This is a genomic window from Pseudomonas sp. JE3303, assembly GCF_056312565.1.
Genome location: NZ_JBWGIF010000009.1, coordinates 66107 through 92516, shown reverse-complemented (window position 1 = coordinate 92516; position 26410 = coordinate 66107). Strand labels below are relative to the sequence as shown.

Annotated in this window: 23 protein-coding genes and 4 tRNA genes; 23 read left to right on the top strand and 4 right to left on the bottom strand. The window is 61.8% G+C overall.

Annotated features, from left to right (window positions below):
• Positions 1 to 30 precede the first annotated feature (30 nt).
• Entirely contained in the window at positions 31 to 819 is a 789-nt protein-coding gene (gene phhA, locus AC0ZZU_RS14370; protein ID WP_476341564.1) for a phenylalanine 4-monooxygenase, read from the bottom strand.
• Between the two features lie 257 nt (positions 820 to 1076).
• Here phhA and AC0ZZU_RS14365 point away from each other — a divergent pair, with 257 nt between their 5' ends.
• Entirely contained in the window at positions 1077 to 2636 is a 1560-nt protein-coding gene (locus AC0ZZU_RS14365) for a sigma-54-dependent transcriptional regulator (protein ID WP_476341562.1), read from the top strand.
• Between the two features lie 78 nt (positions 2637 to 2714).
• Here the strand turns inward: AC0ZZU_RS14365 and AC0ZZU_RS14360 are convergent, their stop codons facing one another.
• Positions 2715 to 2972 carry a DUF2790 domain-containing protein gene (locus AC0ZZU_RS14360; protein ID WP_158460235.1) on the bottom strand — a complete coding sequence of 86 codons (258 nt, stop codon included), beginning with the start codon at positions 2970 to 2972 and terminating at the stop codon, positions 2715 to 2717.
• A 421-nt stretch (positions 2973 to 3393) separates the two neighbouring features.
• Between AC0ZZU_RS14360 and acs the strand changes: the two genes are divergently transcribed.
• The 21 genes from acs to mgtE all read left to right on the top strand — a co-directional run bounded on the left by acs (position 3394) and on the right by mgtE (position 24795).
• Positions 3394 to 5355: an acetate--CoA ligase gene (gene acs / locus AC0ZZU_RS14355; RefSeq protein ID WP_476341560.1), complete on the top strand. Its 1962-nt coding sequence runs from the start codon at positions 3394 to 3396 to the stop codon at positions 5353 to 5355.
• 448 nt (positions 5356 to 5803) lie between these two features.
• On the top strand, positions 5804 to 6589 hold the full coding sequence (locus tag AC0ZZU_RS14350) for an ABC transporter substrate-binding protein (RefSeq protein WP_476341558.1): 786 nt from the start codon (positions 5804 to 5806) through the stop codon (positions 6587 to 6589).
• An 89-nt stretch (positions 6590 to 6678) separates the two neighbouring features.
• Complete coding sequence (locus AC0ZZU_RS14345; protein WP_158460238.1) at positions 6679 to 7368, top strand: ABC transporter permease; 690 nt, start codon at positions 6679 to 6681, stop codon at positions 7366 to 7368.
• Positions 7365 to 8063, top strand: coding sequence for an ABC transporter permease (locus AC0ZZU_RS14340; protein ID WP_476341557.1), 699 nt, complete (start codon positions 7365 to 7367; stop codon positions 8061 to 8063). Before AC0ZZU_RS14345 ends, AC0ZZU_RS14340 begins: the two co-directional genes overlap by 4 nt.
• Positions 8064 to 8129: 66 nt before the next feature.
• Positions 8130 to 8894: an ABC transporter ATP-binding protein gene (locus AC0ZZU_RS14335; RefSeq protein WP_476341555.1), complete on the top strand. Its 765-nt coding sequence runs from the start codon at positions 8130 to 8132 to the stop codon at positions 8892 to 8894.
• A 118-nt stretch (positions 8895 to 9012) separates the two neighbouring features.
• A complete protein-coding gene (gene argR, locus AC0ZZU_RS14330; RefSeq protein ID WP_476341554.1) occupies positions 9013 to 9993 on the top strand; it encodes a transcriptional regulator ArgR in 981 nt (326 codons plus the stop codon).
• Positions 9994 to 10200: 207 nt separating this feature from the next.
• Positions 10201 to 11421, top strand: a complete 1221-nt coding sequence (locus tag AC0ZZU_RS14325; RefSeq protein ID WP_476341553.1) for an aspartate aminotransferase family protein — start codon at positions 10201 to 10203, stop codon at positions 11419 to 11421.
• Positions 11422 to 11547: 126 nt separating this feature from the next.
• Positions 11548 to 12567: an arginine/ornithine succinyltransferase subunit alpha gene (gene aruF / locus AC0ZZU_RS14320; RefSeq protein ID WP_476341551.1), complete on the top strand. Its 1020-nt coding sequence runs from the start codon at positions 11548 to 11550 to the stop codon at positions 12565 to 12567.
• Between the two features lie 83 nt (positions 12568 to 12650).
• On the top strand, positions 12651 to 13679 hold the full coding sequence (gene astA, locus AC0ZZU_RS14315) for an arginine N-succinyltransferase (protein WP_476341550.1): 1029 nt from the start codon (positions 12651 to 12653) through the stop codon (positions 13677 to 13679).
• Complete coding sequence (astD, locus tag AC0ZZU_RS14310; protein ID WP_476341549.1) at positions 13676 to 15142, top strand: succinylglutamate-semialdehyde dehydrogenase; 1467 nt, start codon at positions 13676 to 13678, stop codon at positions 15140 to 15142. Before astA ends, astD begins: the two co-directional genes overlap by 4 nt.
• A 23-nt stretch (positions 15143 to 15165) precedes the next feature.
• Complete coding sequence (astB, locus tag AC0ZZU_RS14305; RefSeq protein WP_476341547.1) at positions 15166 to 16515, top strand: N-succinylarginine dihydrolase; 1350 nt, start codon at positions 15166 to 15168, stop codon at positions 16513 to 16515.
• A 14-nt stretch (positions 16516 to 16529) separates the two neighbouring features.
• Positions 16530 to 16820 carry a topoisomerase II gene (locus AC0ZZU_RS14300; protein ID WP_476341546.1) on the top strand — a complete coding sequence of 97 codons (291 nt, stop codon included), beginning with the start codon at positions 16530 to 16532 and terminating at the stop codon, positions 16818 to 16820.
• A gap of 9 nt (positions 16821 to 16829) precedes the next feature.
• Entirely contained in the window at positions 16830 to 17837 is a 1008-nt protein-coding gene (gene astE, locus AC0ZZU_RS14295) for a succinylglutamate desuccinylase (RefSeq protein ID WP_476341545.1), read from the top strand.
• Positions 17838 to 18037: 200 nt separating this feature from the next.
• Complete coding sequence (gene alaS / locus AC0ZZU_RS14290; RefSeq protein ID WP_476341543.1) at positions 18038 to 20662, top strand: alanine--tRNA ligase; 2625 nt, start codon at positions 18038 to 18040, stop codon at positions 20660 to 20662.
• Between the two features lie 87 nt (positions 20663 to 20749).
• Entirely contained in the window at positions 20750 to 21985 is a 1236-nt protein-coding gene (locus AC0ZZU_RS14285; RefSeq protein WP_158460249.1) for an aspartate kinase, read from the top strand.
• 180 nt (positions 21986 to 22165) lie between these two features.
• A complete protein-coding gene (gene csrA, locus AC0ZZU_RS14280; protein WP_023533771.1) occupies positions 22166 to 22354 on the top strand; it encodes a carbon storage regulator CsrA in 189 nt (62 codons plus the stop codon).
• A 72-nt stretch (positions 22355 to 22426) separates the two neighbouring features.
• Positions 22427 to 22517: transfer RNA gene (locus AC0ZZU_RS14275), tRNA-Ser, on the top strand.
• A gap of 104 nt (positions 22518 to 22621) precedes the next feature.
• A tRNA-Arg gene (locus AC0ZZU_RS14270) sits at positions 22622 to 22698 on the top strand.
• A 74-nt stretch (positions 22699 to 22772) separates the two neighbouring features.
• Positions 22773 to 22849: transfer RNA gene (locus AC0ZZU_RS14265), tRNA-Arg, on the top strand.
• A 75-nt stretch (positions 22850 to 22924) separates the two neighbouring features.
• Positions 22925 to 23001 (top strand) — tRNA-Arg (locus tag AC0ZZU_RS14260).
• A 351-nt stretch (positions 23002 to 23352) separates the two neighbouring features.
• Positions 23353 to 24795 carry a magnesium transporter gene (gene mgtE, locus AC0ZZU_RS14255; protein WP_476341541.1) on the top strand — a complete coding sequence of 481 codons (1443 nt, stop codon included), beginning with the start codon at positions 23353 to 23355 and terminating at the stop codon, positions 24793 to 24795.
• A gap of 66 nt (positions 24796 to 24861) precedes the next feature.
• Here the strand turns inward: mgtE and AC0ZZU_RS14250 are convergent, their stop codons facing one another.
• Positions 24862 to 25188, bottom strand: a complete 327-nt coding sequence (locus tag AC0ZZU_RS14250; RefSeq protein ID WP_003254499.1) for an Arc family DNA-binding protein — start codon at positions 25186 to 25188, stop codon at positions 24862 to 24864.
• 347 nt (positions 25189 to 25535) lie between these two features.
• On the opposite strand from AC0ZZU_RS14250, the gene phnN reads away from it, so the two are divergent.
• The gene (gene phnN, locus AC0ZZU_RS14245) at positions 25536 to 26132 is read left to right on the top strand and encodes a phosphonate metabolism protein/1,5-bisphosphokinase (PRPP-forming) PhnN (RefSeq protein WP_476341540.1); all 597 of its coding nucleotides are present in this window, start codon (positions 25536 to 25538) and stop codon (positions 26130 to 26132) included.
• A 10-nt stretch (positions 26133 to 26142) separates the two neighbouring features.
• Here the strand turns inward: phnN and AC0ZZU_RS14240 are convergent, their stop codons facing one another.
• Positions 26143 to 26331: a hypothetical protein gene (locus AC0ZZU_RS14240; protein WP_476341538.1), complete on the bottom strand. Its 189-nt coding sequence runs from the start codon at positions 26329 to 26331 to the stop codon at positions 26143 to 26145.
• Positions 26332 to 26410 lie beyond the last annotated feature (79 nt).

The following is a 26410-nucleotide window of genomic DNA, read 5'->3' as shown; positions in this document are numbered from 1 at the left end:
CCAGTTCGAGTTGTTATCAGGCGCAACGGCTCACGCCGCTACCTTGGGTGGAAATTTCGGCGCGTGCAGGCCCAGGTGCATGGCGTGGTGGACCATGCCCATGATGTCCTCGTGGGCAAGGTCGAACAGGCGCTTGAGGCTCGGCAGCACGAAGTACAGGGGTTGCAGGATGTCGATCCGGTAGGGCGTGCGCATGGCTTCAAGCGGGTCGAAGGCCTGGTGCTCGGGCTCGCTGGACAGGCTGTAGACCGTTTCCTTGGGCGAGGAGAGGATGCCGCCACCGTAGATTCTCTGGCCTTGCGGCGTTTCCATCAGCCCGAACTCGATGGTCATCCAGTACAGGCGCGCCAGGTAGACGCGCTCTTCCTTGCTCGCCTTGAGGCCTAGCTTGCCGTATGTGTGGGTGAATTCGGCGAACCATGGGTTGGTCAGCAGCGGGCAGTGCCCGAATATCTCGTGGAAAATGTCCGGCTCTTGCAGGTAGTCGAGTTCCTGGGCGGTACGAATGAACGTCGCTACGGGAAAGCGCTTGCTGGCCAGCAGTTCGAAAAATGTCTGGAAGGGAATCAGTGCTGGCACGCGTGCAACCTGCCAGCCGGTGGTGGCGCCCAGCACCTTGTTGATCTCGCCCAGTTGCGGGATGCGGTCATGGGGCAGGCCAAGCTGTTCGATGCCATCCATGTACTCCTGGCACGCACGGCCCTCGAGCACTTTCAACTGGCGGGTGATCAAGGTGTTCCACACCGCATGATCCTGCTGCGGGTAGTCGATAAAACCCTTCGCATCGGGCTCGAGCGCCACGTATTGCGTGTGTTTCATGCTGCTCTCCTGGGTGAGGGCTTTGTTGTTGTAGGTTCACGCCGATAACCCAGTCTTGATCACGGCTTGCCTGTTTTGTACTGGCTATCGATGGGCGCTGCCCCTCGAATTAGCGACTGGTTGTAACGATAATTTTACGAAAGCGGCTGGCCCCGAGATGTCCGGGCTGAAAAGGCGCGATTTTGGCAGATAATCTTTACGACTTTTCCGTTCGCGGATGAAATAATCAAGCTCTCTCTTCCTTTCCGAGCCCTTGCATGCGTATCAAAGTGCACTGTCAGAACCGCATCGGGATTCTGCGCGATATTCTCAACCTGCTGGTGGAATACGGTATCAACGTGGCGCGCGGCGAAGTCGGCGGCGAGCACGGCAATGCCATCTACCTGCATTGCCCGAACCTCATCAACCTGCAGTTCCAGGCCCTGCGGCCGAAATTCGAGTCGATCGGCGGGGTGTTTGGCGTCAAGCGTGTGGGGCTCATGCCCAGCGAGCGGCGGCACATGGAGCTCAATGCGCTCCTCGGGGCGCTGGAGTTTCCCGTGCTGTCGATCGACATGGGTGGCTGCATCGTCGCGGCCAACCGCGCGGCGGCGCAGCTGCTGGGGGTAAGGGTCGACGAAGTGCCGGGGCTGCCACTGTCACGGTACGCCGAAGACTTCGACCTGCCAGAGCTGGTGCGGGCCAACAAGTCGCGGATCAATGGCCAGCGGGTGAAGGTCAGGGGCGATGTGTTCCTGGCCGACATCGCGCCATTGCAGTCCGAGCATGACGACAGCGAGGCATTGGCTGGCGCGGTGCTTACCCTGCACCGGGCCGACCGCATAGGCGAGCGCATCTACCATGTGCGCAAGCAGGAACTGCGCGGGTTCGACAGCATCTTCCAGAGTTCGCGGGTCATGGCGGCGGTGGTACGTGAAGCGCGGCGCATGGCACCGCTCGACGCGCCGCTGCTGATCGAGGGCGAGACCGGCACCGGCAAGGAGCTGCTGGCGCGCGCCTGCCACCTGGCAAGTCCGCGCGGCCAGGCACCGCTGATGGCCCTGAACTGCGCCGGACTGCCCGAGTCAATGGCCGAGACCGAGCTGTTCGGCTACGGTCCTGGCGCTTTCGAAGGTGCGCGGGCGGAGGGCAAGCTCGGGTTGCTGGAGCTGACGGCGGGCGGCACGCTGTTTCTCGATGGGGTGGACGAAATGAGCCCGCGCCTGCAGGTGAAACTGCTTCGCTTCTTGCAGGATGGGTGCTTTCGCCGGGTAGGCAGCGACGAAGAAGTGTACCTGGACGTGCGGGTGATCTGTGCGACCCAGGTCGACCTGTCAGAGCTGTGCGCCCGGGGCGAATTCCGCCAGGACCTGTATCACCGCCTGAACGTGCTCTCGCTGCACATCCCGCCGCTTCGAGAATGTCTGGATGGGTTGGGGCCGCTGGTCGAGCATTTTCTCGACCAGGCCAGCCGGCAGATCGGCTGTGCTCTGCCTCGTTTGGCGCCTGCGGCGCTGGAGCGGCTCGGCCACTATCATTGGCCCGGCAATGTCCGCCAGCTGGAGAATGTGCTGTTCCAGGCCGTGTCATTGTGCGAAGGCGGTGTGGTGAAAGCCGAGCATATTCGACTGCCCGACTACGGTGTTCGCCAGCCTTTGGGAGAGTTCTCTCTGGAAGGTGACTTGGCGGACATAGTCGGACGTTTTGAAAAAGCAGTGCTTGAACGACTGATGAGTGACTTTCCGACCAGCCGGGCATTGGGCAAGCGTCTGGGTGTTTCCCATACGACCATTGCCAACAAGTTGCGCGATCACGCGCTCAACAAGTCGGCGGAATAATCATTGCTTCACAGACTCGGAAGTTGCATGCGATCGTGTCGCTGCAACTTCCTGCAGGTTGCCGATGCAACTTTGGCATCAGCCGTTGGAGCAGCCGTTACCCATCACGCGGTACTCGAGAATGTGCTTCTGGCCCTTGGAGTCCTCGTAGGTCATGCGGGCTGGCACTACTTCGCACACGTTTGGCACTTCGCTCATTGAGATGACACGGGCGATGTCCAGGTGCTGCGAGTAGTTGTATTGTTCAACCGGAATCTGCTCGGCCGCTTGTGCAACTTCGTCGGCCATCGCCGCGCTGCAAAGACTGCCAAGTACCAATACCAGTAACGCTTTCATTTTCAATTTACCTGTCTAAGGTCGTGAGGGTGTGCGCGGCGCTTGTGGCGTCGCGGGATACATCAGGAATTTCAACTATCAGAATGATCTGCGGGACTAACGTGCCTGTGTGGGGGCTGTTGCCATTAGTTAGTCGCGTTGCCGTTGTTGGCGAGAAGAAGTTTATGCCTCATGTACTTACGGAAACAGATGGCCTTTTGATAAAGTTTTCTGGCCTTTTGACAAAATCCGTAACAATCAACTGGCAGACATTGCCGCGACATCCGCCTGGAGCCTGGTCAGGACCGTCCCAGAGCGGTCCTAAAGGGCGCGTGGCGTTTGCTGGATGTGCCGCTACTACCATCGTCGAATGGCTTTTGCCGCTCTGGTACAGTTACAAACGGCTCCATACAAAAACAAATATGACACCGAGGTAACACAGATGAGTGCGGCTCCACTGTATCCCGTTCGTCCCGAGGTTGCGGCAAACACCCTGACCGACGAGGCCACCTACAAGGCCATGTACCAGCAATCGGTGATCAACCCCGATGGCTTCTGGCGTGAGCAGGCCCAGCGCCTGGACTGGATCAAGCCGTTCACCAAGGTCAAGCAGACCTCCTTCGACGACCATCACGTCGACATCAAGTGGTTCGCCGACGGCACTCTGAACGTCTCCTACAACTGCCTGGACCGTCATCTCGAAGAGCGCGGCGACCAGCTGGCGATCATCTGGGAAGGCGACGATCCTTCCGAGCACCGCAACATCACCTATCGCGAACTGCACGAGCAAGTGTGCAAGTTCGCCAACGCCCTGCGCGGCCAGGACGTGCACCGCGGCGACGTGGTTACCATCTACATGCCGATGATCCCCGAAGCCGTGGTTGCCATGCTGGCGTGTGCGCGCATCGGTGCGATCCACTCGGTGGTGTTCGGCGGTTTCTCGCCCGAGGCGCTGGCCGGGCGCATCATCGACTGCAAGTCCAAGGTAGTGATCACCGCCGACGAAGGCCTGCGGGGCGGCCGCCGCACGGCGCTCAAGGCCAACGTCGACCTGGCCCTCACCAACCCCGAAACCAGCAGCGTGCAGAAGATCATCGTGTGCAAGCGCACCGGTGGCGACATCGCCTGGCACCAGCATCGCGACATCTGGTACGAAGACCTGATGAAGGTCGCCTCAAGCCACTGCGCACCGAAGGAAATGGGTGCCGAGGAAGCGCTGTTCATTCTCTATACCTCCGGTTCCACCGGCAAACCCAAGGGTGTGCTGCATACTACCGGCGGCTATCTGGTGTACGCGGCGCTTACCCATGAGCGCGTGTTCGACTATCGCCCGGGCGATGTCTACTGGTGCACCGCCGATGTGGGTTGGGTCACCGGCCACAGCTACATCGTCTATGGGCCACTGGCCAACGGCGCCACCACCTTGCTCTTCGAAGGCGTGCCTAACTACCCGGACATCACCCGCGTGTCGAAGATCGTCGACAAGCACAAGGTGAACATCCTCTACACCGCACCAACCGCTATCCGCGCCATGATGGCCGAAGGTCAGGCCGCCGTGGCGGGCGCCGACGGTTCCAGCCTGCGCTTGCTGGGTTCGGTGGGCGAGCCGATCAACCCTGAAGCCTGGAACTGGTACCACCAGACCGTGGGCAAGGGCCGCTGCCCGATCGTCGACACCTGGTGGCAGACCGAAACCGGTGGCATCCTGATCAGCCCGCTGCCGGGCGCTACCGCGCTCAAGCCTGGTTCGGCGACCCGTCCGTTCTTCGGCGTGGTACCTGCGCTGGTGGATAACCTGGGCAACCTGATCGAAGGTGCCGCCGAAGGCAACCTGGTGATTCTCGATTCGTGGCCAGGCCAGTCGCGATCGCTGTACGGCGATCACGATCGCTTCGTCGACACCTACTTCAAGACCTTCCGCGGCATGTACTTCACCGGTGACGGCGCCCGCCGCGATGAAGATGGCTACTTCTGGATCACTGGCCGGGTCGACGATGTGCTCAACGTTTCCGGTCACCGCATGGGTACTGCCGAGATCGAAAGCGCCATGGTCGCCCATCCCAAGGTTGCCGAGGCGGCAGTGGTCGGCGTGCCGCATGACCTCAAGGGGCAGGGAATCTACGTCTATGTCACGCTCAATGCCGGGCAGGAGCCGAACGAGGCGTTGCGTATCGAACTGAAGAACTGGGTGCGCAAGGAGATCGGCCCGATCGCCTCGCCCGATGTCATCCAGTGGGCGCCCGGCCTGCCGAAAACCCGCTCTGGCAAGATCATGCGCCGCATCCTGCGCAAGATCGCCACGGCGGAGTACGACGCACTGGGTGATATCTCGACCCTGGCCGATCCTGGCGTGGTGCAGCACCTGATCGACACCCACAAGGAGATGAGCCGGGTTTCGGCCTGAACAAGGGCGGTGCTGCCGCCAGGTCCACTCGAGAAACCCGCCCTCTTTGGCGGGTTTCTTGCTTTCAGGCTGCTGTTACTCCGACATTCATCGATGTCACCGCTCTCGGTCCAATCCGGGGCATAGGGAAACATCCCTGCCGCATCCCGGTGCGAACCTGCAGCAATTTGACGCTGCTGGCACGCCAGACTTGCCGGATTACAAGGGTTTGCGAATAATAGGCGCAGTTATTGCTTCGGTATCAGGTTGTTTTCCTTGTGCTCTTGCATATCACGCTGGAGCTGTCAATATCGCCCGCCGCGGTTTCAGGCGCTGCTATACGTAGTTGTCGCTTTGAAGAAATATCGACGTTCGGGGTGTCGTTAAAATGCCACTCTCTCGCTCGTGGTTCAGGACCCTGGTCTTGACCCTGCGGCTCGCGTTGTACCCATTTCCATGGAGTTACCAGATGAAGAAACTCGCACTGCTTGGCGCACTGGCGCTGTCTGTGTTTTCCCTGGCATCGCTGGCCGATGAGAAGCCGCTGAAAATCGGTATCGAAGCTGCCTATCCTCCGTTTGCCTTCAAGCAGCCTGACGGCAGCATCGCGGGCTTCGACTACGACATCGGCAATGCCCTGTGCGAAGAGATGAAGGCCAAGTGCACCTGGGTCGAGCAGGAGTTCGACGGCCTGATCCCGGCGCTCAAGGTGCGCAAGATCGACGCGATCCTGTCTTCCATGTCGATCACTGACGATCGCAAGAAGTCGGTCGACTTCACCAAGCGCTACTACCTGACTCCGGCACGCCTGGTGATGAAGCAGGGCGCCACCGTGAGCGACAGCCTGGCTGAACTCAAGGGCAAGAAGATCGGCGTGCAGCGTGGCTCGATCCACGATCGTTTCGCCAAGGAAGTCTTCGGGGCCCAGGGCGCCACTGTCGTGCCTTACGGCACCCAGAACGAAATCTACCTCGACGTCGCGGCAGGCCGCCTGGATGGCACCGTGGCCGACGCCACCCTGCTGGAAGATGGCTTCCTGAAGACCGACGCCGGCAAGGGCTATGCGTTCGTCGGCCCGGCGTTCACCGACGCCAAGTACTTTGGCGACGGCATCGGCATTGCCGTGCGCAAGGGCGACAAGGCCAACGTCGAGCGTCTCGATGCCGCCATCGACGCGATCCGCGCCAACGGCAAGTACAAGGCTATCCAGGACAAGTACTTCAACTTCGACATCTACGGGCCTGACGCCAAGTAAGACCGTCGAATACACCTGTGCAATGGTGCAAACAGCAGAGAATCTGAGGTTTGCACCATTTTTTCATTTTCAAGGTCGAGGACCTCATCATGTTGAAAGGCTACGGGGCAGTCATCCTCGACGGGGCGTGGCTGACGCTGCAACTTGCCCTGTCGTCCATGGCCCTGGCCGTCGTTCTCGGTCTGATCGGCGTTGCGCTGCGCTTGTCGCCAGTGCGCTGGCTGGCCTGGCTGGGCGATATGTATGCCACGGTGATCCGTGGCATTCCGGATCTGGTACTCATCCTGCTGATCTTCTATGGCGGCCAGGATGTGCTCAACCGCGTCGCGCCGCTGCTCGGCCATGACGACTACATCGATCTCAATCCGCTCATGGCCGGTATCGGTACGCTCGGGTTCATCTTTGGTGCGTACCTGTCGGAGACCTTCCGCGGTGCGTTCATGGCCATACCCAAGGGCCAGGCCGAAGCCGGCATGGCCTACGGCATGAGCGGCATGCAGGTATTTTTCCGGGTGATGGTGCCGCAGATGATTCGCCTGGCGATTCCCGGCTTCACCAACAACTGGCTGGTGCTGACCAAGGCCACGGCGCTGATTTCGGTCGTCGGGCTGCAGGACATGATGTTCAAGGCCAAGCAGGCGGCGGATGCCACCCGTGAGCCCTTCACCTTCTTTCTGGCGGTGGCGGCAATGTACCTGGTGATCACCAGTGTCTCGCTGCTGGCCCTGCGTTATCTTGAGAAACGCTATTCGGCAGGTGTAAAGGTGGCTGAACTATGATGTTCGATTACAACGTGGTCTGGGAGGCGATGCCGCTGTACCTCGGCGGGCTGCTGACCACCCTCAAGCTGTTGGCGCTGTCGCTGTTCTTCGGTCTGCTGGCGGCCATTCCGCTGGGGCTGATGCGGGTATCCAAGCACCCGTTGGTGAACATCTCCGCCTGGCTCTACACCTACGTGATCCGTGGCACGCCCATGCTGGTGCAGCTGTTCCTGATCTACTACGGCCTGGCCCAGTTCGAGTTCGTGCGCCAGAGCATCTTCTGGCCCTGGCTGTCGAGCGCGACCTTCTGCGCGTGCCTGGCCTTTGCGGTCAACACCAGCGCCTACACCGCCGAAATCATCGCCGGCAGCCTCAAGGCCACGCCCCACGGCGAAATCGAGGCTGCCAGGGCGGTGGGCATGTCGCGCATCAAGATGTACCGGCGCATCCTGCTGCCCTCGGCCATGCGCCGGGCGCTGCCGCAATACAGCAACGAAGTGATCATGATGCTGCAGACCACCAGCCTGGCGTCGATCGTCACCCTGATCGACATCACGGGTGCAGCGCGCACGGTCAATGCCCAGTACTACCTGCCGTTCGAGGCCTACATCACGGCGGGCGTGTTCTACCTGTGCCTGACCTTCATCCTGGTGCGCCTGTTCAAGCTGGCCGAACGCCGCTGGCTCGGCTACCTGGCGCCGCGCAAGTCGTGATGACAGCGCCTTCTATTACGCACTGGGCCACGGCCCGGGACTGATCGTTTTGTGAGAACCGACAGCATGTACAAACTCGAAGTCCAAGACCTGCATAAGCGCTACGGCAGTCACGAAGTGCTCAAGGGTGTTTCCCTGGCGGCCAAGGCGGGCGATGTGATCAGCATCATCGGCTCCAGCGGCTCGGGCAAGTCGACCTTCCTGCGCTGCATCAACCTGCTGGAGCAGCCGCACGCGGGCAAGATCCTGCTCAACAACGAAGAGCTCAAGCTGGTTGCGGGCAAGGAAGGCGCGCTCAAGGCCGCCGACCCCCGCCAGCTGCAGCGCATGCGTTCGCGCCTGTCGATGGTGTTCCAGCACTTCAACCTGTGGTCGCACATGACGGCGCTGGAAAATGTCATCGAGGCCCCGGTCCACGTGCTGGGCATGAGCAAGAAAGAAGCCCTCGAAAAGGCCGAGCACTACCTGGCCAAGGTTGGCGTATCCCATCGCAAGGACGCCTTCCCGGGACACATGTCCGGTGGTGAGCAACAGCGTGTGGCGATTGCCCGGGCGCTGGCCATGGAGCCGGAAGTCATGCTGTTCGACGAGCCGACCTCGGCCCTCGACCCCGAGCTCGTGGGTGATGTGCTCAAGGTCATGCAGTCGCTTGCACAAGAGGGCCGCACCATGGTCGTGGTCACCCACGAAATGGGCTTTGCCCGCGAGGTGTCCAACCAGCTGGTGTTCTTGCACAAAGGCCTGGTGGAGGAGCGGGGTAATCCACGCGAGGTGCTGGTCAATCCTCAATCGGAGCGGCTCAAGCAGTTCCTTTGCGGTAGTCTCAAGTAAAGAGGCTGCCCCTTCGCACCACAATAGGGCATGCTGCGCGACGGGCGCAGCCAACCTTTGCGCTCTTGTCCCCGCCCGCGCGGCTTGTTGAATGACTTCAGGTTTCGGATCGCACCCTATGACCACCCAGCGAATCGGTTTTCTCATCTGGCCAGGCACCAAGGCGTTGACCTTGGCGCTGGCCGAGGAAGTGTTGCGGGTTGCCCAGAAGGTGCATCCGGAGGTGGCCTACGAGCTGGCGTTTCTTCAGGCCGACGCGCCGCAGGAAGCTACCTGGCGACTGCCGGGTGAGCCGTGGAACGGGCGTCTGGAGGGTTGCCAGAAACTCTTCCTGCTGGCAGACGAGCCGCCTCTGGCGGTCACGCCTGTGCTGGCCGCGGCCCTCAAGCAATTGGCGCGCGGCGGCTGCATGATCGGTGGCTTGTCGGCAGGGGTGTATCCGCTTGCCCAGCTGGGCTTGCTCGACGGCTACCGGGCGGCGGTGCACTGGCGCTGGCAGGATGATTTCAGCGAGCGTTACCCCAAGGTCATCGCCACCAGCCACCTGTTCGACTGGGACCGTGATCGCCTGACTGCCTGCGGTGGCATGTCCGTGGCCGACCTCCTGCTGGCGGTACTGGCCCGCGACCATGGCGCGGAACTGGCGGGCGCTGTGTCCGAGGAGCTGGTCGTGGAGCGCATCCGCGAGGGCGGCGAGCGCCAGCGCATCCCGCTGCAGAACCGCCTGGGTTCCAGTCATCCGAAGCTCACCCAGGCGGTGCTGCTGATGGAAGCCAACATCGAAGAGCCGCTGACTACCGACGAGATCGCCCAGCATGTGTGCGTGTCGCGCCGCCAGCTCGAGCGAATCTTCAAGCAGTACCTGAATCGCGTCCCGAGCCAGTATTACCTGGAGCTGCGCCTGAACAAGGCGCGCCAGATGCTGATGCAGACCAGCAAGTCGATCATCCAGATCGGCCTGTCCTGCGGATTTTCCTCGGGGCCGCATTTCTCCAGCGCCTACCGCAACTTCTTTGGCGCTACCCCGCGCGAAGACCGCAACCAGCGGCGCAGCAGCAGTCCGTTCGAGCTGAGCTCCGCGCCCGCCGAGCGCGGCTGACAACAGCGCAACGCTCCTGCAAAATCCCTGCGCAGCGTAAACTGCGCGATTGCGACAAAGTTTGTCGCATTGCCGAAAGCCTTGGTAAAACAGGGTTTAGCGCTGTAACAAGTTGTCGCTTGGCGACAAGGACAGGCGCCTTTCAGTCCTTACAATCCCCCTATCGCTCGCCATTTCCTGGCCAGCGTTCCTCTTCAGGAGACTCCGATGTCCGTTGAGCAAACCCCGGTGCAGCGTGCCGATTTCGACCAGGTGATGGTCCCCAACTACTCACCGGCGGCGTTCATTCCTGTACGCGGCGCCGGGTCTCGAGTGTGGGACCAGTCGGGCCGCGAGCTCATCGATTTTGCCGGCGGCATCGCGGTAAACGCGCTCGGGCATGCTCACCCGGCGCTGGTCGCGGCCCTCACCGAGCAGGCCAATACCCTCTGGCACGTGTCCAACGTGTTCACCAACGAGCCGGCCCTGCGCCTGGCCCACAAGCTGGTGGACGCGACCTTCGCCGACCGCGCTTTCTTCTGCAACTCGGGCGCCGAGGCCAACGAGGCCGCGTTCAAGCTTGCGCGCCGGGTGGGTCATGACCGTTTCGGTCCTGAGAAGCACGAGATCATCGCCACCGTGAACAGCTTCCACGGCCGCACCCTGTTCACCGTCAGCGTGGGTGGCCAGCCGAAGTATTCCGACGGGTTCGGCCCGAAGATCGCCGGGATCAGCCATGTGCCGTACAACGATCTTGAAGCGCTCAAGGCGCAGATCTCGGACAAGACCTGCGCCGTGGTCATCGAGCCGATCCAGGGCGAAAGCGGCGTGGTGCCGGCTGATCTTGCCTACCTCGAAGGCGCACGCAAACTGTGTGACGAACACAACGCGCTGCTGATCTTCGACGAAGTGCAGACTGGCGTAGGCCGTACCGGCGAGCTGTATGCCTACATGCACTACGGCGTAGTCCCCGACATCCTTACCAGCGCCAAGAGCCTGGGCGGCGGCTTCCCGATCGGCGCCATGCTGACTACGGCCGAGCTTGCCACGCACCTGGCGGTCGGCACCCACGGCACCACCTACGGCGGCAATCCCCTGGCCTGCGCGGTCGCCAATGCAGTCCTCGACGTGATCAACACCCCCGAGGTGCTCGCGGGCGTCAAGGCCAAGCATGAGCGCTTCAAGGCACGCCTTGAACAGATCGGCCGGCAGTACGGCATTTTCACCCAGGTCCGCGGCGTTGGCCTGTTGATCGGCTGCGTGCTGTCCGATGCCTGGAAAGGAAAGGCCAAGGATGTGCTCAATGCCGCCGAGCAAGAGAACCTGATGGTCCTCCAGGCTGGCCCGGATGTCGTGCGCTTCGCGCCGAGCCTGGTGGTCGAGGATGCCGACATCGACGAAGGCCTGGCCCGTTTCGAACGCGCCGTGGCCAAACTGACCCAGGCCTGATACGCCTGCGGTTTCGTCCCGGCCTGTCGCAGGCCGGTGGCGAACGAATTCCTCGCGGGTGCCAGGGGTGCCCGCCGTTTTTCCGTGCCGACTGCGTTGGCCTGCTTTCCCGAAAGGAGTGACACCATGCTGGTGATGCGCCCTGCGCAAATGGCTGACCTGAACGAAGTGCAGCGCCTGGCTGCGGACAGCCCCATCGGTGTCACGTCCTTGCCGGATGATGCCGGCCGCCTGGGCGACAAGATCGCCGCCTCGGAGACGTCGTTTGCCGCCGAAGTCAGCTTCAACGGCGAAGAGAGCTACTTCTTCGTCCTTGAGGACAGCAGCACCGGCAAGCTTGCCGGCTGCTCGGCCATCGTTGCCTCGGCCGGCTACTCCGAACCGTTCTACAGCTTTCGAAACGAGACCTTCGTCCACGCCTCGCGGGAACTGAAGATCCACAACAAGATCCACGTGCTCTCCCAGTGTCATGACCTGACCGGCAACAGTCTGCTGACCAGCTTCTATGTGCTGCCAGACCTGGTGAACAGTGCCTCGGCCGAGCTCAATTCGCGCGGCCGGCTGTTGTTCATGGCGGCGCATCCGGAGCGCTTCGCCGACTCGGTGGTCACCGAGATCGTCGGCCACAGCGACGAGCAGGGTGACTCACCGTTCTGGGACGCCATCGGGCGCAATTTCTTCGATATCAACTATGCCGAGGCTGAACGCCTGTGCGGCCTCAAGAGCCGCACCTTCCTCGCCGAACTGATGCCGCACTACCCGATCTACGTGCCGCTGCTGCCCGACGCAGCCCAGGAGGCCATGGGCCAGGTGCACCCGCGCGCGCAGATCACCTTCGACATCCTGATGCGCGAAGGCTTCGAGACCGACCACTACATCGACATCTTCGACGGCGGTCCGACCCTGCACGCGCGGGTCACTGGTATTCGCTCGATCGCCCAGAGCCGCGTAGTCCCGGTGAAGATCGACGACAACGTTGCCAAGGGTGGACGCCCGTACCTGGTCTGCAACGGCCAGTTGCAGGACTTCCGCGCGGTGTCGCTGGAGCTCGACTGGGTGCCGGGCAAGCCCGTCAGCCTCAGCCCGGAAGCGGCCGAAGCGCTGGGTGTGGGCGAAGGCGGCAGTGTGCGCCTGGTCGCCGTTTGATGCCTGTGGCCGGATAGCCCGGGCCCATTACTCGCAACGATGGGTTTCGCGGCAGGCCAAGGCCTGCCGCTCAAGGAGATAGCATGATCGTTCGTCCTGTACGCAGCAGCGATTTACCTGCGCTGATCGAACTGGCACGCAGCACCGGGACTACCGGGCTGACCACATTGCCAGCCAACGAGGAGCGCCTTGAGCAGCGCGTCGCCTGGGCCGAGAAAACCTTTCTCGGTCAAGCCGAGCGCGGCGATACCGACTACCTGTTCGTGCTTGAGAACGACGAAGGCCTGGTAGTGGGTATCTCGGCCATCGCCGGCGCGGTCGGCCTGCGTGAGCCCTGGTACAACTATCGGGTCGGGCTTACCGTCAGCGCCTCTCAAGAGCTGAATATCTACCGCGAGATTCCCACGCTGTTCCTGGCCAACGACCTGACCGGCAACTCCGAGCTGTGCTCGCTGTTCCTGCGCAGTGACTACCGCACGGGCCTGAATGGCCGCCTGCTGGCGAAAGCGCGCCTGCTGTTCATCGCCGAATTCCCCGAGCTGTTCGGCAACAAGATCATCGCCGAGATGCGCGGCATGTCCGACGACGCTGGCCGTTCGCCGTTCTGGGAAAGCCTTGGCCGGCATTTTTTCAGGATGGAGTTCAGCCAGGCGGACTACCTGACCGGCGTAGGCAACAAGTCGTTCATTGCCGAGCTGATGCCCAAGTTCCCGCTGTACACCTGTTTTCTGTCGGAGGCGGCGCGCGCCGTCATCGGCCGCGTGCACGCCGACACCGAGCCGGCACTGGCGATGCTCAAGAGCGAAGGCTTCAACTATCAGGGCTACGTCGACATCTTCGACGCGGGCCCGGCGGTCGAGTGCGAGACCGGCAAGATCCGCGCGGTGCGCGAAAGCCAGAATCTCGTGCTGGCGGTGGGCACGCCCGGTGACGACGCCACGCCTTACCTGATCCACAACCGCAAGCGCGACGACTGCCGCATCACTGCCGCACCTGCGCGCCTGGCCGCCGGTACCCTGGTGGTCGATCCGCTGACCGCCAAGCGCTTGCGCCTGGGCGCCGGTGACCATGTACGCGCCGTGCCGCTGTCTGCTGAACGAGAGGGCAAATGATGACCACGCATTTCATCGCAGGCCAGTGGCAGGCAGGGCAGGGTGAGGCACTGCAGTCGTTGAACCCGGTCAGCCAGCAAATCTTGTGGCAAGGCCAGGGTGCCACTGCCGCGCAGGTGGAGGCCGCGGTCCAGGCCGCGCGCCAGGCATTCCCCGCGTGGGCCCAGCTGAGCCTGGAGGCTCGCATCAGTGTGCTCGAGGCCTTTGCCGACAAGCTCAAGGCCAACGCCGATGCCCTGGCTCACTGCATCGGTGAAGAAACCGGCAAGCCGCTGTGGGAAACCGCCACCGAAGTGACCAGCATGGTCAACAAGGTAGCGATCTCGATCCAGAGCTACCGCGAGCGCACGGGTGAAAAGAGCGGCCCGCTGGCCGACGCCACGGCGGTGCTGCGGCACAAGCCCCATGGTGTGGTCGCGGTGTTCGGCCCCTACAACTTTCCCGGCCACCTGCCCAATGGCCATATTGTGCCGGCGCTGCTCGCCGGCAACTGCGTGGTGTTCAAACCCAGCGAGCTGACCCCCAAGGTGGCTGAGCTGACCGTCAAGTGCTGGATCGAGGCAGGCCTGCCGCACGGTGTGCTCAACCTGGTGCAAGGCGCACGCGAGACCGGGGTGGCCCTGGCGTCGAACCCGGGCATCGATGGTCTGTTCTTTACCGGCTCCAGCCGTACCGGCAACCTCTTGCACCAACAGTTTGCCGGGCGCCCGGACAAGATCCTGGCGCTTGAAATGGGCGGCAACAACCCGCTGGTGGTGGACCAGGTGCAGGACCTGGACGCGGCCGTCTACACCATCATCCAGTCGGCCTTCATTTCCGCCGGGCAGCGCTGCACCTGTGCTCGACGCCTGCTGGTGCCCCAGGGCGCCTGGGGCGACTCGCTGCTGCAGCGACTGGTCGAGGTCTGCAAGGGCATCAGTGTGGGTGCGTTCGACCAGCAGCCGCCGCCGTTCATGGGTTCGGTCATTTCGCTGGACGCTGCCCGCGCGCTGCTCGCGGCCCAGGACGAACTGCTTGGAAAGGGCGGTGTAGCCCTGTTGCCGATGACCCAGCCGGAGGCGGGCGCCGCTTTGCTGACACCGGGGATTCTCGATGTCAGCGCCGTGGCCGGGCGCCGCGACGAGGAGTTCTTCGGACCGCTCCTGCAGGTGATCCGCTACAGCGACTTCGACGAGGCGATCGCTGAAGCCAACGACACCCAGTACGGCCTGGCTGCCGGCCTGTTGTCGGACTCCCATGCGCGCTACCAGTATTTCTGGCTGCGCAGCCGCGCCGGTATCGTCAACTGGAACAAGCAACTGACCGGCGCGGCCAGCAGCGCGCCCTTCGGTGGTGTCGGCGCCAGCGGCAACCACCGCGCGAGCGCCTACTACGCCGCTGACTACTGTGCCTACCCCGTGGCTTCGCTGGAGACCGCCAGCCTTGTCCTGCCGGCGTCCCTGACGCCGGGCGTCACCCTATAACAACTGGTCCCGGAGCCTGGCCGATGAAATCCTACGAAGTGAATTTTGATGGTCTGGTAGGACCTACGCACAACTACGGCGGCCTGTCCTATGGCAATGTTGCCTCGCAGAGCAACAGCCAGCAGTGTTCGAATCCGCGCGAAGCGGCGCGCCAAGGGCTGGCGAAAATGAAGGCCCTGGTCGACATGGGCTTCCAGCAGGGCGTGCTGGCCCCGCAGGAGCGGCCGGACGTCGCGGCCCTGCGGCGCCTGGGCTTCAGCGGCAGCGATGGCGAGGTGATCCAGCGCGCTGCGAAAGAATCCATGCCGCTGCTGGTGGCCAGCTGCTCCGCCTCGAGCATGTGGGTGGCCAACGCTGCCACTGTCAGCCCTAGCGCCGACACTGCGGACGGCCGCGTGCATTTCACCGCTGCCAACCTCAATTGCAAGTATCACCGCAGCATCGAACACCCGACCACCAGCCGCGTGCTGGGTGCGATGTTCGCCGATGACCGTCACTTCGCCCACCACGCCGCGCTGCCCGCGGTTGCGCAGTTCGGCGATGAGGGTGCGGCCAACCATACGCGCTTCTGCCGCGACTATGGCGAAGCGGGAGTCGAGTTTTTCGTCTATGGCCGCAGCGCTTTCGACAGCCGTTACCCGGCACCGCAAAAGTACCCCGCGCGCCAGACCCTTGAAGCGTCACAGGCCGTGGTCCGCCTGCATGGCCTGCGCGAGGACGGCGTGGTCTACGCTCAGCAGAACCCTGCGGTGATCGACCAGGGCGTGTTCCATAACGACGTGATCGCGGTGGGCAATGGCGAGGTGCTGTTCCACCATGAAGATGCGTTTCTGGACAGCGACGCGGTACTTGCCCAGCTGCAGGCTAAACTGGCCAGCAAGGGTGGTCGCTTCCAGGCCATCGGCGTGCCACGCTCGGCGGTGACGGTGGAGGATGCGGTGCGATCCTACCTGTTCAACAGCCAACTGCTCACACGCGCCGATGGCTCGATGCTGCTGGTGGTGCCCGAGGAGTGCCGCAACAATGAGCGGGTCTGGAGCTACCTGACCCAGCTCACCGGCCAGGGTGGCCCGGTAGGCGAGGTCAAGGTGTTCGACCTCAAGCAGAGCATGCAGAACGGCGGAGGGCCGGCATGCCTGCGCTTGCGCGTCGCCTTGAATGAAACTGAACTGGCGGCGGTCAACCCAGGCGTTATCATGACCGCGCCGCTGTACGACACGCTGCTCCAGTGGGTCGACAGGCATTACCGCGACCGCATGAGCGACGCGGACCTTGCCGACCCGCAATTGCTGGTCGAGTGCCGCGCGGCACTGGATGAACTGACCCAGATACTCAAGCTGGGCTCGGTCTATCCTTTCCAACGCCAACCTTGAAGAGAGAATTCGATATGTCCGACGCCCTGCAGCTGATCCTTGAAGACGACGACGGTACCCAGCTGGAAACGTCCTGCACGCGCTTTGCCGTGGTCTGGCAAGGCAAGGAGGTGTGGATCCAGCAGGACGGTCGCGGCCAGCTGCTGATCGGTGTCGATGTCGACGAAGACGACACCGAGTACGCCAACCTGCTGCTGCGCCCGATGGCCACCAACCTGGTGAGCCTGCAGTTGGAAATGGAGCCGGCTGAAACGGGTGACGACGACGATCACGTCCACGGCCCCGACTGCGGTCACCAACACTAAGGAATCGCCATGCTCGCCCTCGGCAAACTGCTTGACCTGACCCTCGCTGGCCATGAGCCGGCCGAGAAGACACAAGTGACGGTCGAGGGGGTGCGCTTGCGCTGGTTGGGCGAAGGCGCGCTGGAGGTGCGTCCTCCCGAGGCGCGTGACAATGGCATGGACCTGCTGTTGTCGGCAGGCATCCACGGCAACGAAACCGCGCCGATCGAATTGCTCGACGAGTTGCTTCATGGCGTGGCCCGAGGTGATATCAAGCCGCGGGCGCGGGTTTTGTTCCTGTTCGGCAATCCCCAGGCGGTCCGCCGGGGCGAACGCTTCATCGAGCAGGATATCAACCGTTTGTTCAACGGCCGGCACGAACTGTCCAGCGGCTTCGAGGCGCTGCGCGCCGGTGAGCTGGAACAGTTTGCCCGAGTCTTCTTCAGTCTCCCGGGGCGCACCCGCCTGCATTACGACCTGCACACTGCCATTCGTGCTTCGAAGATCGAGCAGTTCGCGCTGTATCCCTACAAGGATGGCCGCCAGCATTCCAGGCGAGAGCTGGCGCGGCTGCACGCAGCGGGAATGGACGCAGTGCTGCTGCAGAGCAAGCCCTCGGTCACCTTCAGCGCGTTCACCTACGAACAGCTGGAGGCCGAAGCCTTCACCCTGGAGCTTGGCAAGGCACGTCCTTTCGGGCAGAACGAGCAGGTGAACCTTGACCTGCTGAACACCCGGCTCACGCAGTTGATCGAAGGCAACGAGCCTGAGACCACCCAACAGCTCGACGGCCTGCAGTTGTTCAGTGTCGCCCGCGAGATCATCAAGCACAGCGACAGCTTCCACCTGCACCTGCCTGCCGACATCGAGAACTTCTCGGAGCTGAGCAAGGGTTACCTGCTGGCCGAGGACCTGGCCGAGATGCGCTGGATCGTCGAGGAAGAGGGCGCGCGCATCATCTTCCCCAATCCCAAGGTGCGCAACGGCCTGCGCGCGGGCATCCTGGTAGTGCCCGATTCCGGTCAGCACCTGGCCTGACTTTCTCCCACAGGGCCTGCCGAACTTCCCTGTCCTCTGTGGGCGGGGCGCAGCGTGTGAGATAGTACTGTGACAAACCGTCCGATCGGCGGTTTCTATCGCATAAACACACTGCACCGAGATTGCAGGACCGATATAATGCGGCCCTTTGCCGTCGTTTCGTCAATTTGACGCAGGCCGCCGTTTCCGTGGAAGAACCTATGAAAAGCGCAGAAATCCGTGAAGCCTTCCTTCGCTTCTTCGAAGAGCAGGGACACACCCGAGTTGCCTCCAGCTCCTTGATTCCGGGCAATGACCCGACCCTGCTGTTTACCAACGCGGGCATGAACCAGTTCAAGGACTGCTTCCTCGGCCAGGAAAAACGCGCCTACACCCGTGCGGTCAGCAGCCAGAAATGCGTGCGCGCCGGCGGCAAGCACAACGACCTGGAAAACGTCGGCTATACCGCTCGTCACCATACTTTCTTCGAGATGCTGGGCAACTTCAGCTTCGGTGACTACTTCAAGCGTGATGCGATCACCTATGCCTGGACCTTCCTGACCTCCGACAAGTGGCTGAACCTGCCCAAGGAAAAGCTCTGGGTAACGGTCTATGCGAGCGACGACGAAGCCTACGACATCTGGACCCGCGAAATCGGCGTGCCGGCCGAGCGCATGGTCCGCATCGGTGACAACAAAGGCGCTCCGTACGCGTCCGACAACTTCTGGACCATGGGCGACACCGGCCCGTGCGGCCCCTGCACCGAGATCTTCTATGACCACGGCGCCGACATCTGGGGCGGCCCGCCCGGCTCGCCCGAAGAAGACGGCGACCGCTACATCGAGATCTGGAACAACGTCTTCATGCAGTTCAACCGCACCGCCGACGGCGTCCTGCACCCGCTGCCCGCCCCTTCGGTGGACACCGGCATGGGCCTGGAGCGCGTCAGCGCGGTCCTGCAGCATGTGCATTCGAACTACGAGATCGACCTGTTCCAGAACCTGCTCGCCGCCGCCGCCAAGGCAATCGGTTGCAGCAACGATGCTCAGCCGTCGCTCAAGGTGGTCGCCGACCACATCCGTTCATGCGGCTTCCTGATCGCCGATGGCGTGCTGCCCTCCAACGAAGGCCGCGGCTACGTGCTGCGCCGGATCATCCGCCGCGCCTGCCGCCACGGTAACAAGCTGGGCGCCAAGGGCAGCTTCTTCCACCAGATCGTCGCCGCACTGGCTGCCGAGATGGGCGAAGCCTTCCCTGAGCTCAAGGCACAGCAGGCGCACATCGAGCGCGTGCTCAAGACCGAGGAAGAGCAGTTCGCCAAGACCCTGGAACAGGGCCTGAAGATCCTCGAGCAGGACCTTGCCCAGCTCAAGGGCGATGTCGTGCCAGGCGATGTCGTGTTCAAGTTGTACGACACCTATGGCTTCCCGATGGACCTGACCGCGGACATCGCCCGCGAGCGCAGCCTGGCCATCGACGAAGCAGGCTTCGAGCGCGAGATGGACGCCCAGCGCGAGCGCGCACGTTCTGCCAGCGCGTTCGGCATGGACTACAACAGCCTGGTCAAGGTCGATGTAGCCACCGAGTTCCTGGGCTACGCCGCGACCGAGGCCCAGGCCAAGGTCGTTGCGCTGTACCGCGAAGGCCAGCAGGTCGAGCAGCTGGCTGAAGGCGAGGAGGGCGTCGTGGTCCTCGACCGTACCCCGTTCTACGCCGAATCCGGTGGCCAGATCGGCGACAGCGGCTACCTCCAGGCGGCAGGCGTGCGCTTTGATGTGCGCGACACCACCAAGACCGGCGGCGCCTTCCTGCATCACGGCGTGGTCGCCAGCGGCGCGTTGAGCGTCGGTGCGCAGATCGAAGCCCGCGTCGATGCCGACGTGCAGAAAGCCACTTCGCTCAACCACTCCGCGACTCACCTGCTGCATGCCGCATTGCGCCAGGTGCTGGGCGATCACGTGCAACAGAAAGGCTCGCTGGTCGACAGCCAGCGGCTGCGCTTCGACTTCAGCCACTTCGAGTCGATCAAGCCAGAGCAGATCAAGGCCCTGGAAGACATCGTCAACCGCGAAGTGCGCAAGAACACCGACGTGCAGACCGAAGAGACCGACATCGACACCGCCAAGGCCAGGGGCGCCATGGCGCTGTTCGGCGAGAAATACGGCGACAGCGTGCGCGTGCTGAGCATGGGCGGCGACTTCTCGGTCGAGCTGTGTGGCGGCATCCACGTCAAGCGTACCGGTGACATCGGCCTGTTCAAGATCATCAGCGAAGGCGGCGTTGCCTCTGGCGTGCGCCGTATCGAGGCAATCACCGGGGCCGCGGCCCTGGCTTACCTCAATGGTGCCGAAGAGCAGCTCAAGGAAGCCGCGCAGCTTGTCAAGGGCAGCCGCGACAACCTGATCGACAAGCTGTCTGCGGTGCTTGAACGCAACCGTCAGCTGGAAAAGCAACTGGAGCAACTGCAGGCCAAGGCCGCCAGCGCCGCCGGGGACGATCTCTCCAATGGCGCGGTGGACGTCAAGGGCGCCAAGGTGCTCGCCGCCCGCCTGGACGGGCAGGATGGCAAGGCGCTGCTGGCGCTGGTCGATCAGTTGAAGAACAAGCTCGGCCGCGCAGTGATCCTGCTTGGCAGTGTGCATGAGGACAAGGTCGTGCTGGTTGCTGGCGTGACCAAGGACCTGACCGGCCAACTCAAAGCCGGTGATCTGATGAAGCAAGCCGCTGCTGCGGTGGGAGGCAAGGGCGGTGGCCGTCCGGACATGGCCCAGGGTGGCGGTGTCGACGCCGCTGCACTGGAAAGCGCCCTGGCGCTGGCCGTGCCTTTCGTCGAGCAGGGTCTTTAAGATGCCCGCGGCCGGTGGTCTAGTCATCGGCCGCGGCATGTTGGATTGTTTATTGGGTGCCCATTCATGGGCTGAGGCGGCATTGAAATGGCGTTGATCGTACAGAAATTTGGTGGCACCTCTGTCGGCTCCATCGAGCGAATCGAGCAGGTTGCCGACAAGATCAAGAAATTCCGCGAAGGCGGCGATGACCTGGTGGTTGTGCTGTCGGCCATGAGCGGTGAAACCAATCGCCTGATCGACCTGGCCAGGCAGATCACCGATCAGCCGGTTCCTCGTGAACTGGACGTGATCGTTTCGACCGGCGAGCAGGTCACCATCGCCCTGCTGGCCATGGCCTTGATGAAGCGTGGCGTGCCTGCGGTGTCCTACACCGGCAACCAGGTGCGGATTCTCACCGACAGCTCGCACAACAAGGCGCGCATCCTGCAGATCGACGACCAGAAGATCCGCGCCGACCTGAACGCCGGGCGCGTGGTGGTCGTTGCGGGTTTCCAGGGTGTCGACGAACACGGCAACATCACTACGCTCGGCCGTGGCGGTTCCGACACCACCGGCGTTGCCCTGGCGGCCGCGCTCAAGGCTGACGAATGCCAGATCTATACCGATGTCGATGGCGTCTATACCACCGATCCGCGTGTGGTCGCGCAAGCTCGCCGCCTGGAGAAGATCACCTTCGAAGAGATGCTGGAAATGGCCAGCCTCGGTTCCAAGGTGCTGCAGATCCGCTCGGTCGAGTTCGCCGGCAAATACAACGTCCCGCTGCGCGTGCTGCACAGCTTCAAGGAGGGTCCGGGTACCCTCATTACCATTGATGAAGAGGAATCCATGGAACAGCCGATCATTTCCGGCATCGCCTTTAATCGCGATGAGGCCAAGCTGACCATCCGCGGCGTACCCGATACTCCGGGCGTTGCTTTCAAGATCCTCGGCCCGATCAGTGCCGCGAACATCGAAGTCGACATGATCGTGCAGAACGTGTCGCACGATAACACCACCGACTTCACCTTCACCGTGCACCGCAACGAGTACGAGAAGGCACAGAGCGTGCTGGAAAACACCGCCCGCGAAATCGGCGCGCGTGTAGTGAGCGGTGACACCAAGATCGCCAAGGTCTCGATCGTCGGCGTCGGCATGCGCTCGCACGCGGGTGTGGCCAGCCGCATGTTCGAAGCCCTGGCAAAGGAGAGCATCAACATCCAGATGATCTCCACTTCCGAGATCAAGGTCTCGGTGGTCATCGAGGAGAAGTACCTGGAGCTGGCCGTGCGAGCCTTGCACACCGCCTTCGAACTGGACGCCCCCGCTCGACAGAGTGAGTAAGGCGCTGCCTGGAAGGGCGCGGCTTGCCGCGCCCTTCGCGTTTCTGGCTTGTGCTGGCAATCCTGTCCTTTTGCCGGCGTAAGTTGCTTCACAGGCCTGGGCGCCGCTTCCCGAAGGGAAGGGGAGTCCCAGGCCTTATACAGACTGTTGTCCCTGAATGAATTGCTTGAGGAGAAAACTATGCTGATTCTGACTCGTCGGTGCGCCGAGAGCCTGATCATTGGCGATGGCGAGATCACCGTAACGGTGCTTGGCGTCAAAGGAAACCAGGTGCGTATCGGTGTCAGCGCCCCTAAGGAAGTGGCCGTTCACCGCGAGGAAATCTACCTGCGGATCAAGAACGAGAAAGACGAAGAACCAAGCCTTTAATTTTTATCGAGTTTTTTTTAAAAAAGGGTTTGCAAACGGGGAAGCCTCTGGTTATTATACGCCCCGTGTTGCGGAGAGGTGGCCGAGTGGCCGAAGGCGCTCCCCTGCTAAGGGAGTATACCTCACAAGGGTATCGGGGGTTCGAATCCCCCCTTCTCCGCCATTATTCAAATGTAGGGCGCTGTAAACTGGCTTGATCGCTAAGTCGTTGAAATTAAACGAAAAAGTGGTTGCAAAGCTAAAATAGCGAACTATAATGCGCGACATGGACTCATAGCTCAGCTGGATAGAGTACTCGGCTACGAACCGAGCGGTCGCAGGTTCGAATCCTGCTGAGTCCACCATATAATGAAGTTTTCTGGCAAGCCCAGGCAGCTTTGTTAAAACCAGTGGTAATCTGGTCTAAAACTACCACTCTGGACTCATAGCTCAGCTGGATAGAGTACTCGGCTACGAACCGAGCGGTCGCAGGTTCGAATCCTGCTGAGTCCACCATATAATGAAGCTGGCTGGTATCCCCAGGCAGCTTTGTTTCAACCAGTGGTAACCTGGTCTAAAACTACCAACTCTGGACTCATAGCTCAGCTGGATAGAGTACTCGGCTACGAACCGAGCGGTCGCAGGTTCGAATCCTGCTGAGTCCACCATACAACAGAAAGCCCGCTCCCGTAGCGGGCTTTCTGCTTTCTGGCATTCTGCTTTTGCAAGCGATGCCAGCCCTCCGTTTCGCATCCCGGTGTGTTCTTTTGTCCGTGCTGGCCGTCGCACTGATAGTCGTGAGCGTTGTCATAGCTTCATCGCGTAAACGATTGTTATCGCCAAAAATTTAAGCGCTGCAACAGAAGAGGCAGTGTATGATTGCGCCCGTCAGCCCCGCCGGGGCTTGTGGAATACCACCATGGACTTACCCAGTAGTTACTCAATAGCCCGATTTGCCAAGCTAGATCTGATCGATTGATTCTCCCGGCGTGCTCCGCTGCTGGGGGTGGAGTTCGCCTATGACCGAAGTCGAAGTTAAAAAATCTCAAGACAGCCTGCAGGACCGCCTCGCCCAGGTGGTTGATCTGCTGCAGCGTCAGCGTGTGGTCGAAGACCTCACCCATCGCCAGGAAGGTCCTCACCATGACCTGGTGGAAAACCTCGTTCACCGGCAGAACCTGGTAGAGCTGCAACGCAAGCTCGACGACCTGCACTCCGCCGACGTCGCCTATATTCTCGAAGCTCTTCCGCTCGATGACCGTTTGACGGTATGGCAGCTGGTCAAGGCCGAGCGCGACGGCGATATCCTCCTTGAAGTCTCCGACGCCGTCCGCGAAACCCTGATCGCCGACATGGACGATCACGAGCTGCTCGCCGCCGCCAAGGAGATGGACGCCGACGAGCTTGCCGACCTCGCGCCAGAGCTGCCTCGCGACGTTGTCCACGAGCTCATGGAAACCCTCGACGCCCAGCAGCGTGAGCGTGTGCGTTCGGCCCTGAGCTACGATGAAGACCAGGTCGGCGCGCTGATGGACTTCGAGATGGTTACCATCCGCGAAGACGTCAGCCTCGAAGTGGTGCTGCGCTACCTGCGCAGGCTGAAGGAGCTGCCTGGCCATACCGACAAGCTGTTCGTGGTCGACAGCGACGGCATCCTCAAGGGTGTGCTGCCGATCAAGCGCCTGCTGGTGAACGATCCTGAGAGGATGGTGGCCGAGGTCATGGCCAGCGATCCGGTCAGCTTCCACCCCGATGAAGATGCCTATGACGCGGCTCAGGCCTTCGAGCGTTATGACCTGGTATCGGCGCCAGTGGTGGACAAGAACAATCACCTGATCGGCCGTCTGACCATCGATGAAATGGTCGACCTGATTCGTGAAGAGAGCGAAAGCGAAGTGCTGAGCATGGCGGGCCTGCGCGAAGAAGAAGACATCTTCGCCTCTGTCTGGCGCTCGCTGCGCAACCGCTGGGCATGGCTGGCCATCAACCTCATCACCGCATTCCTGGCCTCGCGGGTCATCGGCCTGTTCGAAGGCTCGATCGAGAAGCTGGTGGCACTCGCTGCACTGATGCCGATCGTGGCCGGCATCGGCGGCAACTCCGGCAACCAGACCATCACCATGATCGTCCGGGCCATGGCACTGGACCAGGTGAGCCCCGGCAATACCTCGCGGCTGATGCGCAAGGAGCTGGCCGTGTCCTTGCTGAACGGTCTGGTCTGGGGCGGGGTGATCGGCGTCGTTGCCTATGTGCTCTACGACAGCTGGTCACTGGGGTTGGTAATGACCGCTGCCATGACGCTGAACCTGTTGCTGGCGGCGCTCATGGGGGTGTTGATTCCGATGACCCTGGCACGCCTTGGGCGAGACCCGGCAATGGGGGCCAGCGTGATGATCACCGCTGTGACAGACAGCGGTGGCTTCTTCATCTTCCTTGGCCTGGCGACCATCTTCCTGTTGTAGCCTGCTCGCCAAGCGCCCACAAAAAAGCCAGCTTTCGCTGGCTTTTTTGTGGGCGCGGTACGCGGATCAGGAAGCGTCGGCTGCCATTTCGACGTCGTGCGCGATCAGCGCAACCAAGGCGTTTTGCTGGCGGTGCGAAAGCTGGCGGAAGCGTTGCAGCAGTTCACGTTCGTGCAGCGACAGCTCGGGGCTGTCCAGGCGCATGCTCAGCTCATCGCCCAAAGCCCCTTCCTGGATAAGGCTTTGTTCAAGGCGGGCAATGATTTCGGAGTTCATGCTACGGTGATGGTTGCGCGCTACCTCGGCAATGCGCTCACGCATCCCGTCTGGCAGGCGGACGACAAACTTGTCAGCAGTGCGGCTGGAGTAGATAGCCTGTTTCATTGGGCGCATATAATTGACCGGTTTTGTAGTTCAGGGGAAGCGGTTCTCAAAATTGGCCGCACGATGGGATGTACGACCGTCGCGTTGACAAAATGTTCAACCCATACTGCGAATTAGGTGCCCATGATGCCTCAAGGTCGCCGTTTCCTTGGCGTCAAATCTGTGACAAATAGTGATCTGGATAAAGGCTTAGTGCCAGTACCAATTATCAGAAATGAGCACTGGTTTGAAAAGATTCGATAACGCTCAGGTCAAATTAAGCTGCGTCCTTTGTCGTCAAAACCAGGTAACGAACAGCAAAGGGCAGGGAAAACACCTAGAATGCGCAGGTATCCCCTCTACTGAGCATAGTGGCTATGCAGCATGACGCAAGCGCGCGAGGCAATAAGCCATCCATTGGCAGACTGATCTATCTCATGGGGCCTTCCGGGTCCGGTAAAGACTCCCTGATCGAAGCCTCACGAGCATGGCTGCGTGCGGCCGGCGCCGAAGTTGCGCGACGGGTGATTACCCGCTCCGCCGAAGCCAAGGGAGAGGATGCCATCAGCGTGTCGATCGAAGAATTCGCCAGGCTCCGCGCTACCGGAGCGCTCGCGCTCGACTGGCAAGCCAACGGACTGGCGTATGGCATCCCGGCAAGCATTGATGATTGGCTGGGTGAAGGCAGGCATGTACTGGTCAACGGCTCACGGGCTTACCTGGGACAGGCGCGGGCCCGATACCCCGGCTTGATAGCGATCCAGCTTGAGGTGGACCCGACGGTCTTGCAACAACGGCTATTGGCCAGGGGACGAGAGCCGGTCAGGCAGATCGAGGAGCGCCTCGCGCGTGGGCGGCAGTTGCAGGTCACCGAGGATGCCTCTGTGCATACCTTGGACAATTCGGGATCGTTGAAAGATGCTGCGCAAGGTCTGGCCCGGATTCTGCGCGAGGAAGGCGTGCTGGTCCGGTAGGTGTCCGGTATCAAAACGACCGGCGATCCGACGATACAGCCTGAGTCGGCTCGGGTGCGGCACCCATGACAGCCTGGCTTGCCTTGAGTGCAGGGGAATGGTTGATCTGGGCAATCTGGTCCGGAATGCCACCAAACTGACTCAAGCCGATCACAGCGCTCAGCGCCAAGGCGTTCAAGAGAATCAGTGCAGTATTCATTGAGGCATCTCCGGCAGAAGCTGTGGCGGGTTACCAAGATCTCCTATCAGAGATAGCACTGATCGTGCCAAGCCCTAAA

Excerpts from the sequence above, each read along its gene's own strand:
- mgtE (WP_476341541.1), top strand. The coding sequence starts at position 23,353 with ATGACCGAAGTCGAAGTTAAAAAATCTCAAGACAGCCTGCAGGACCGC.
- astA (WP_476341550.1), top strand. The coding sequence starts at position 12,651 with ATGATCGTTCGTCCTGTACGCAGCAGCGATTTACCTGCGCTGATCGAA.
- AC0ZZU_RS14325 (WP_476341553.1), top strand. The coding sequence starts at position 10,201 with ATGTCCGTTGAGCAAACCCCGGTGCAGCGTGCCGATTTCGACCAGGTG.
- csrA (WP_023533771.1), top strand. The coding sequence starts at position 22,166 with ATGCTGATTCTGACTCGTCGGTGCGCCGAGAGCCTGATCATTGGCGAT.
- argR (WP_476341554.1), top strand. The coding sequence starts at position 9,013 with ATGACCACCCAGCGAATCGGTTTTCTCATCTGGCCAGGCACCAAGGCG.
- astB (WP_476341547.1), top strand. The coding sequence starts at position 15,166 with ATGAAATCCTACGAAGTGAATTTTGATGGTCTGGTAGGACCTACGCAC.
- aruF (WP_476341551.1), top strand. The coding sequence starts at position 11,548 with ATGCTGGTGATGCGCCCTGCGCAAATGGCTGACCTGAACGAAGTGCAG.
- AC0ZZU_RS14345 (WP_158460238.1), top strand. The coding sequence starts at position 6,679 with ATGTTGAAAGGCTACGGGGCAGTCATCCTCGACGGGGCGTGGCTGACG.
- AC0ZZU_RS14360 (WP_158460235.1), bottom strand. The coding sequence starts at position 2,972 with ATGAAAGCGTTACTGGTATTGGTACTTGGCAGTCTTTGCAGCGCGGCG.
- AC0ZZU_RS14350 (WP_476341558.1), top strand. The coding sequence starts at position 5,804 with ATGAAGAAACTCGCACTGCTTGGCGCACTGGCGCTGTCTGTGTTTTCC.
- AC0ZZU_RS14285 (WP_158460249.1), top strand. The coding sequence starts at position 20,750 with ATGGCGTTGATCGTACAGAAATTTGGTGGCACCTCTGTCGGCTCCATC.
- phnN (WP_476341540.1), top strand. The coding sequence starts at position 25,536 with ATGCAGCATGACGCAAGCGCGCGAGGCAATAAGCCATCCATTGGCAGA.
- AC0ZZU_RS14340 (WP_476341557.1), top strand. The coding sequence starts at position 7,365 with ATGATGTTCGATTACAACGTGGTCTGGGAGGCGATGCCGCTGTACCTC.
- AC0ZZU_RS14365 (WP_476341562.1), top strand. The coding sequence starts at position 1,077 with ATGCGTATCAAAGTGCACTGTCAGAACCGCATCGGGATTCTGCGCGAT.
- astE (WP_476341545.1), top strand. The coding sequence starts at position 16,830 with ATGCTCGCCCTCGGCAAACTGCTTGACCTGACCCTCGCTGGCCATGAG.
- acs (WP_476341560.1), top strand. The coding sequence starts at position 3,394 with ATGAGTGCGGCTCCACTGTATCCCGTTCGTCCCGAGGTTGCGGCAAAC.
- AC0ZZU_RS14240 (WP_476341538.1), bottom strand. The coding sequence starts at position 26,331 with ATGAATACTGCACTGATTCTCTTGAACGCCTTGGCGCTGAGCGCTGTG.
- alaS (WP_476341543.1), top strand. The coding sequence starts at position 18,038 with ATGAAAAGCGCAGAAATCCGTGAAGCCTTCCTTCGCTTCTTCGAAGAG.
- AC0ZZU_RS14335 (WP_476341555.1), top strand. The coding sequence starts at position 8,130 with ATGTACAAACTCGAAGTCCAAGACCTGCATAAGCGCTACGGCAGTCAC.
- astD (WP_476341549.1), top strand. The coding sequence starts at position 13,676 with ATGATGACCACGCATTTCATCGCAGGCCAGTGGCAGGCAGGGCAGGGT.
- AC0ZZU_RS14300 (WP_476341546.1), top strand. The coding sequence starts at position 16,530 with ATGTCCGACGCCCTGCAGCTGATCCTTGAAGACGACGACGGTACCCAG.
- AC0ZZU_RS14250 (WP_003254499.1), bottom strand. The coding sequence starts at position 25,188 with ATGCGCCCAATGAAACAGGCTATCTACTCCAGCCGCACTGCTGACAAG.
- phhA (WP_476341564.1), bottom strand. The coding sequence starts at position 819 with ATGAAACACACGCAATACGTGGCGCTCGAGCCCGATGCGAAGGGTTTT.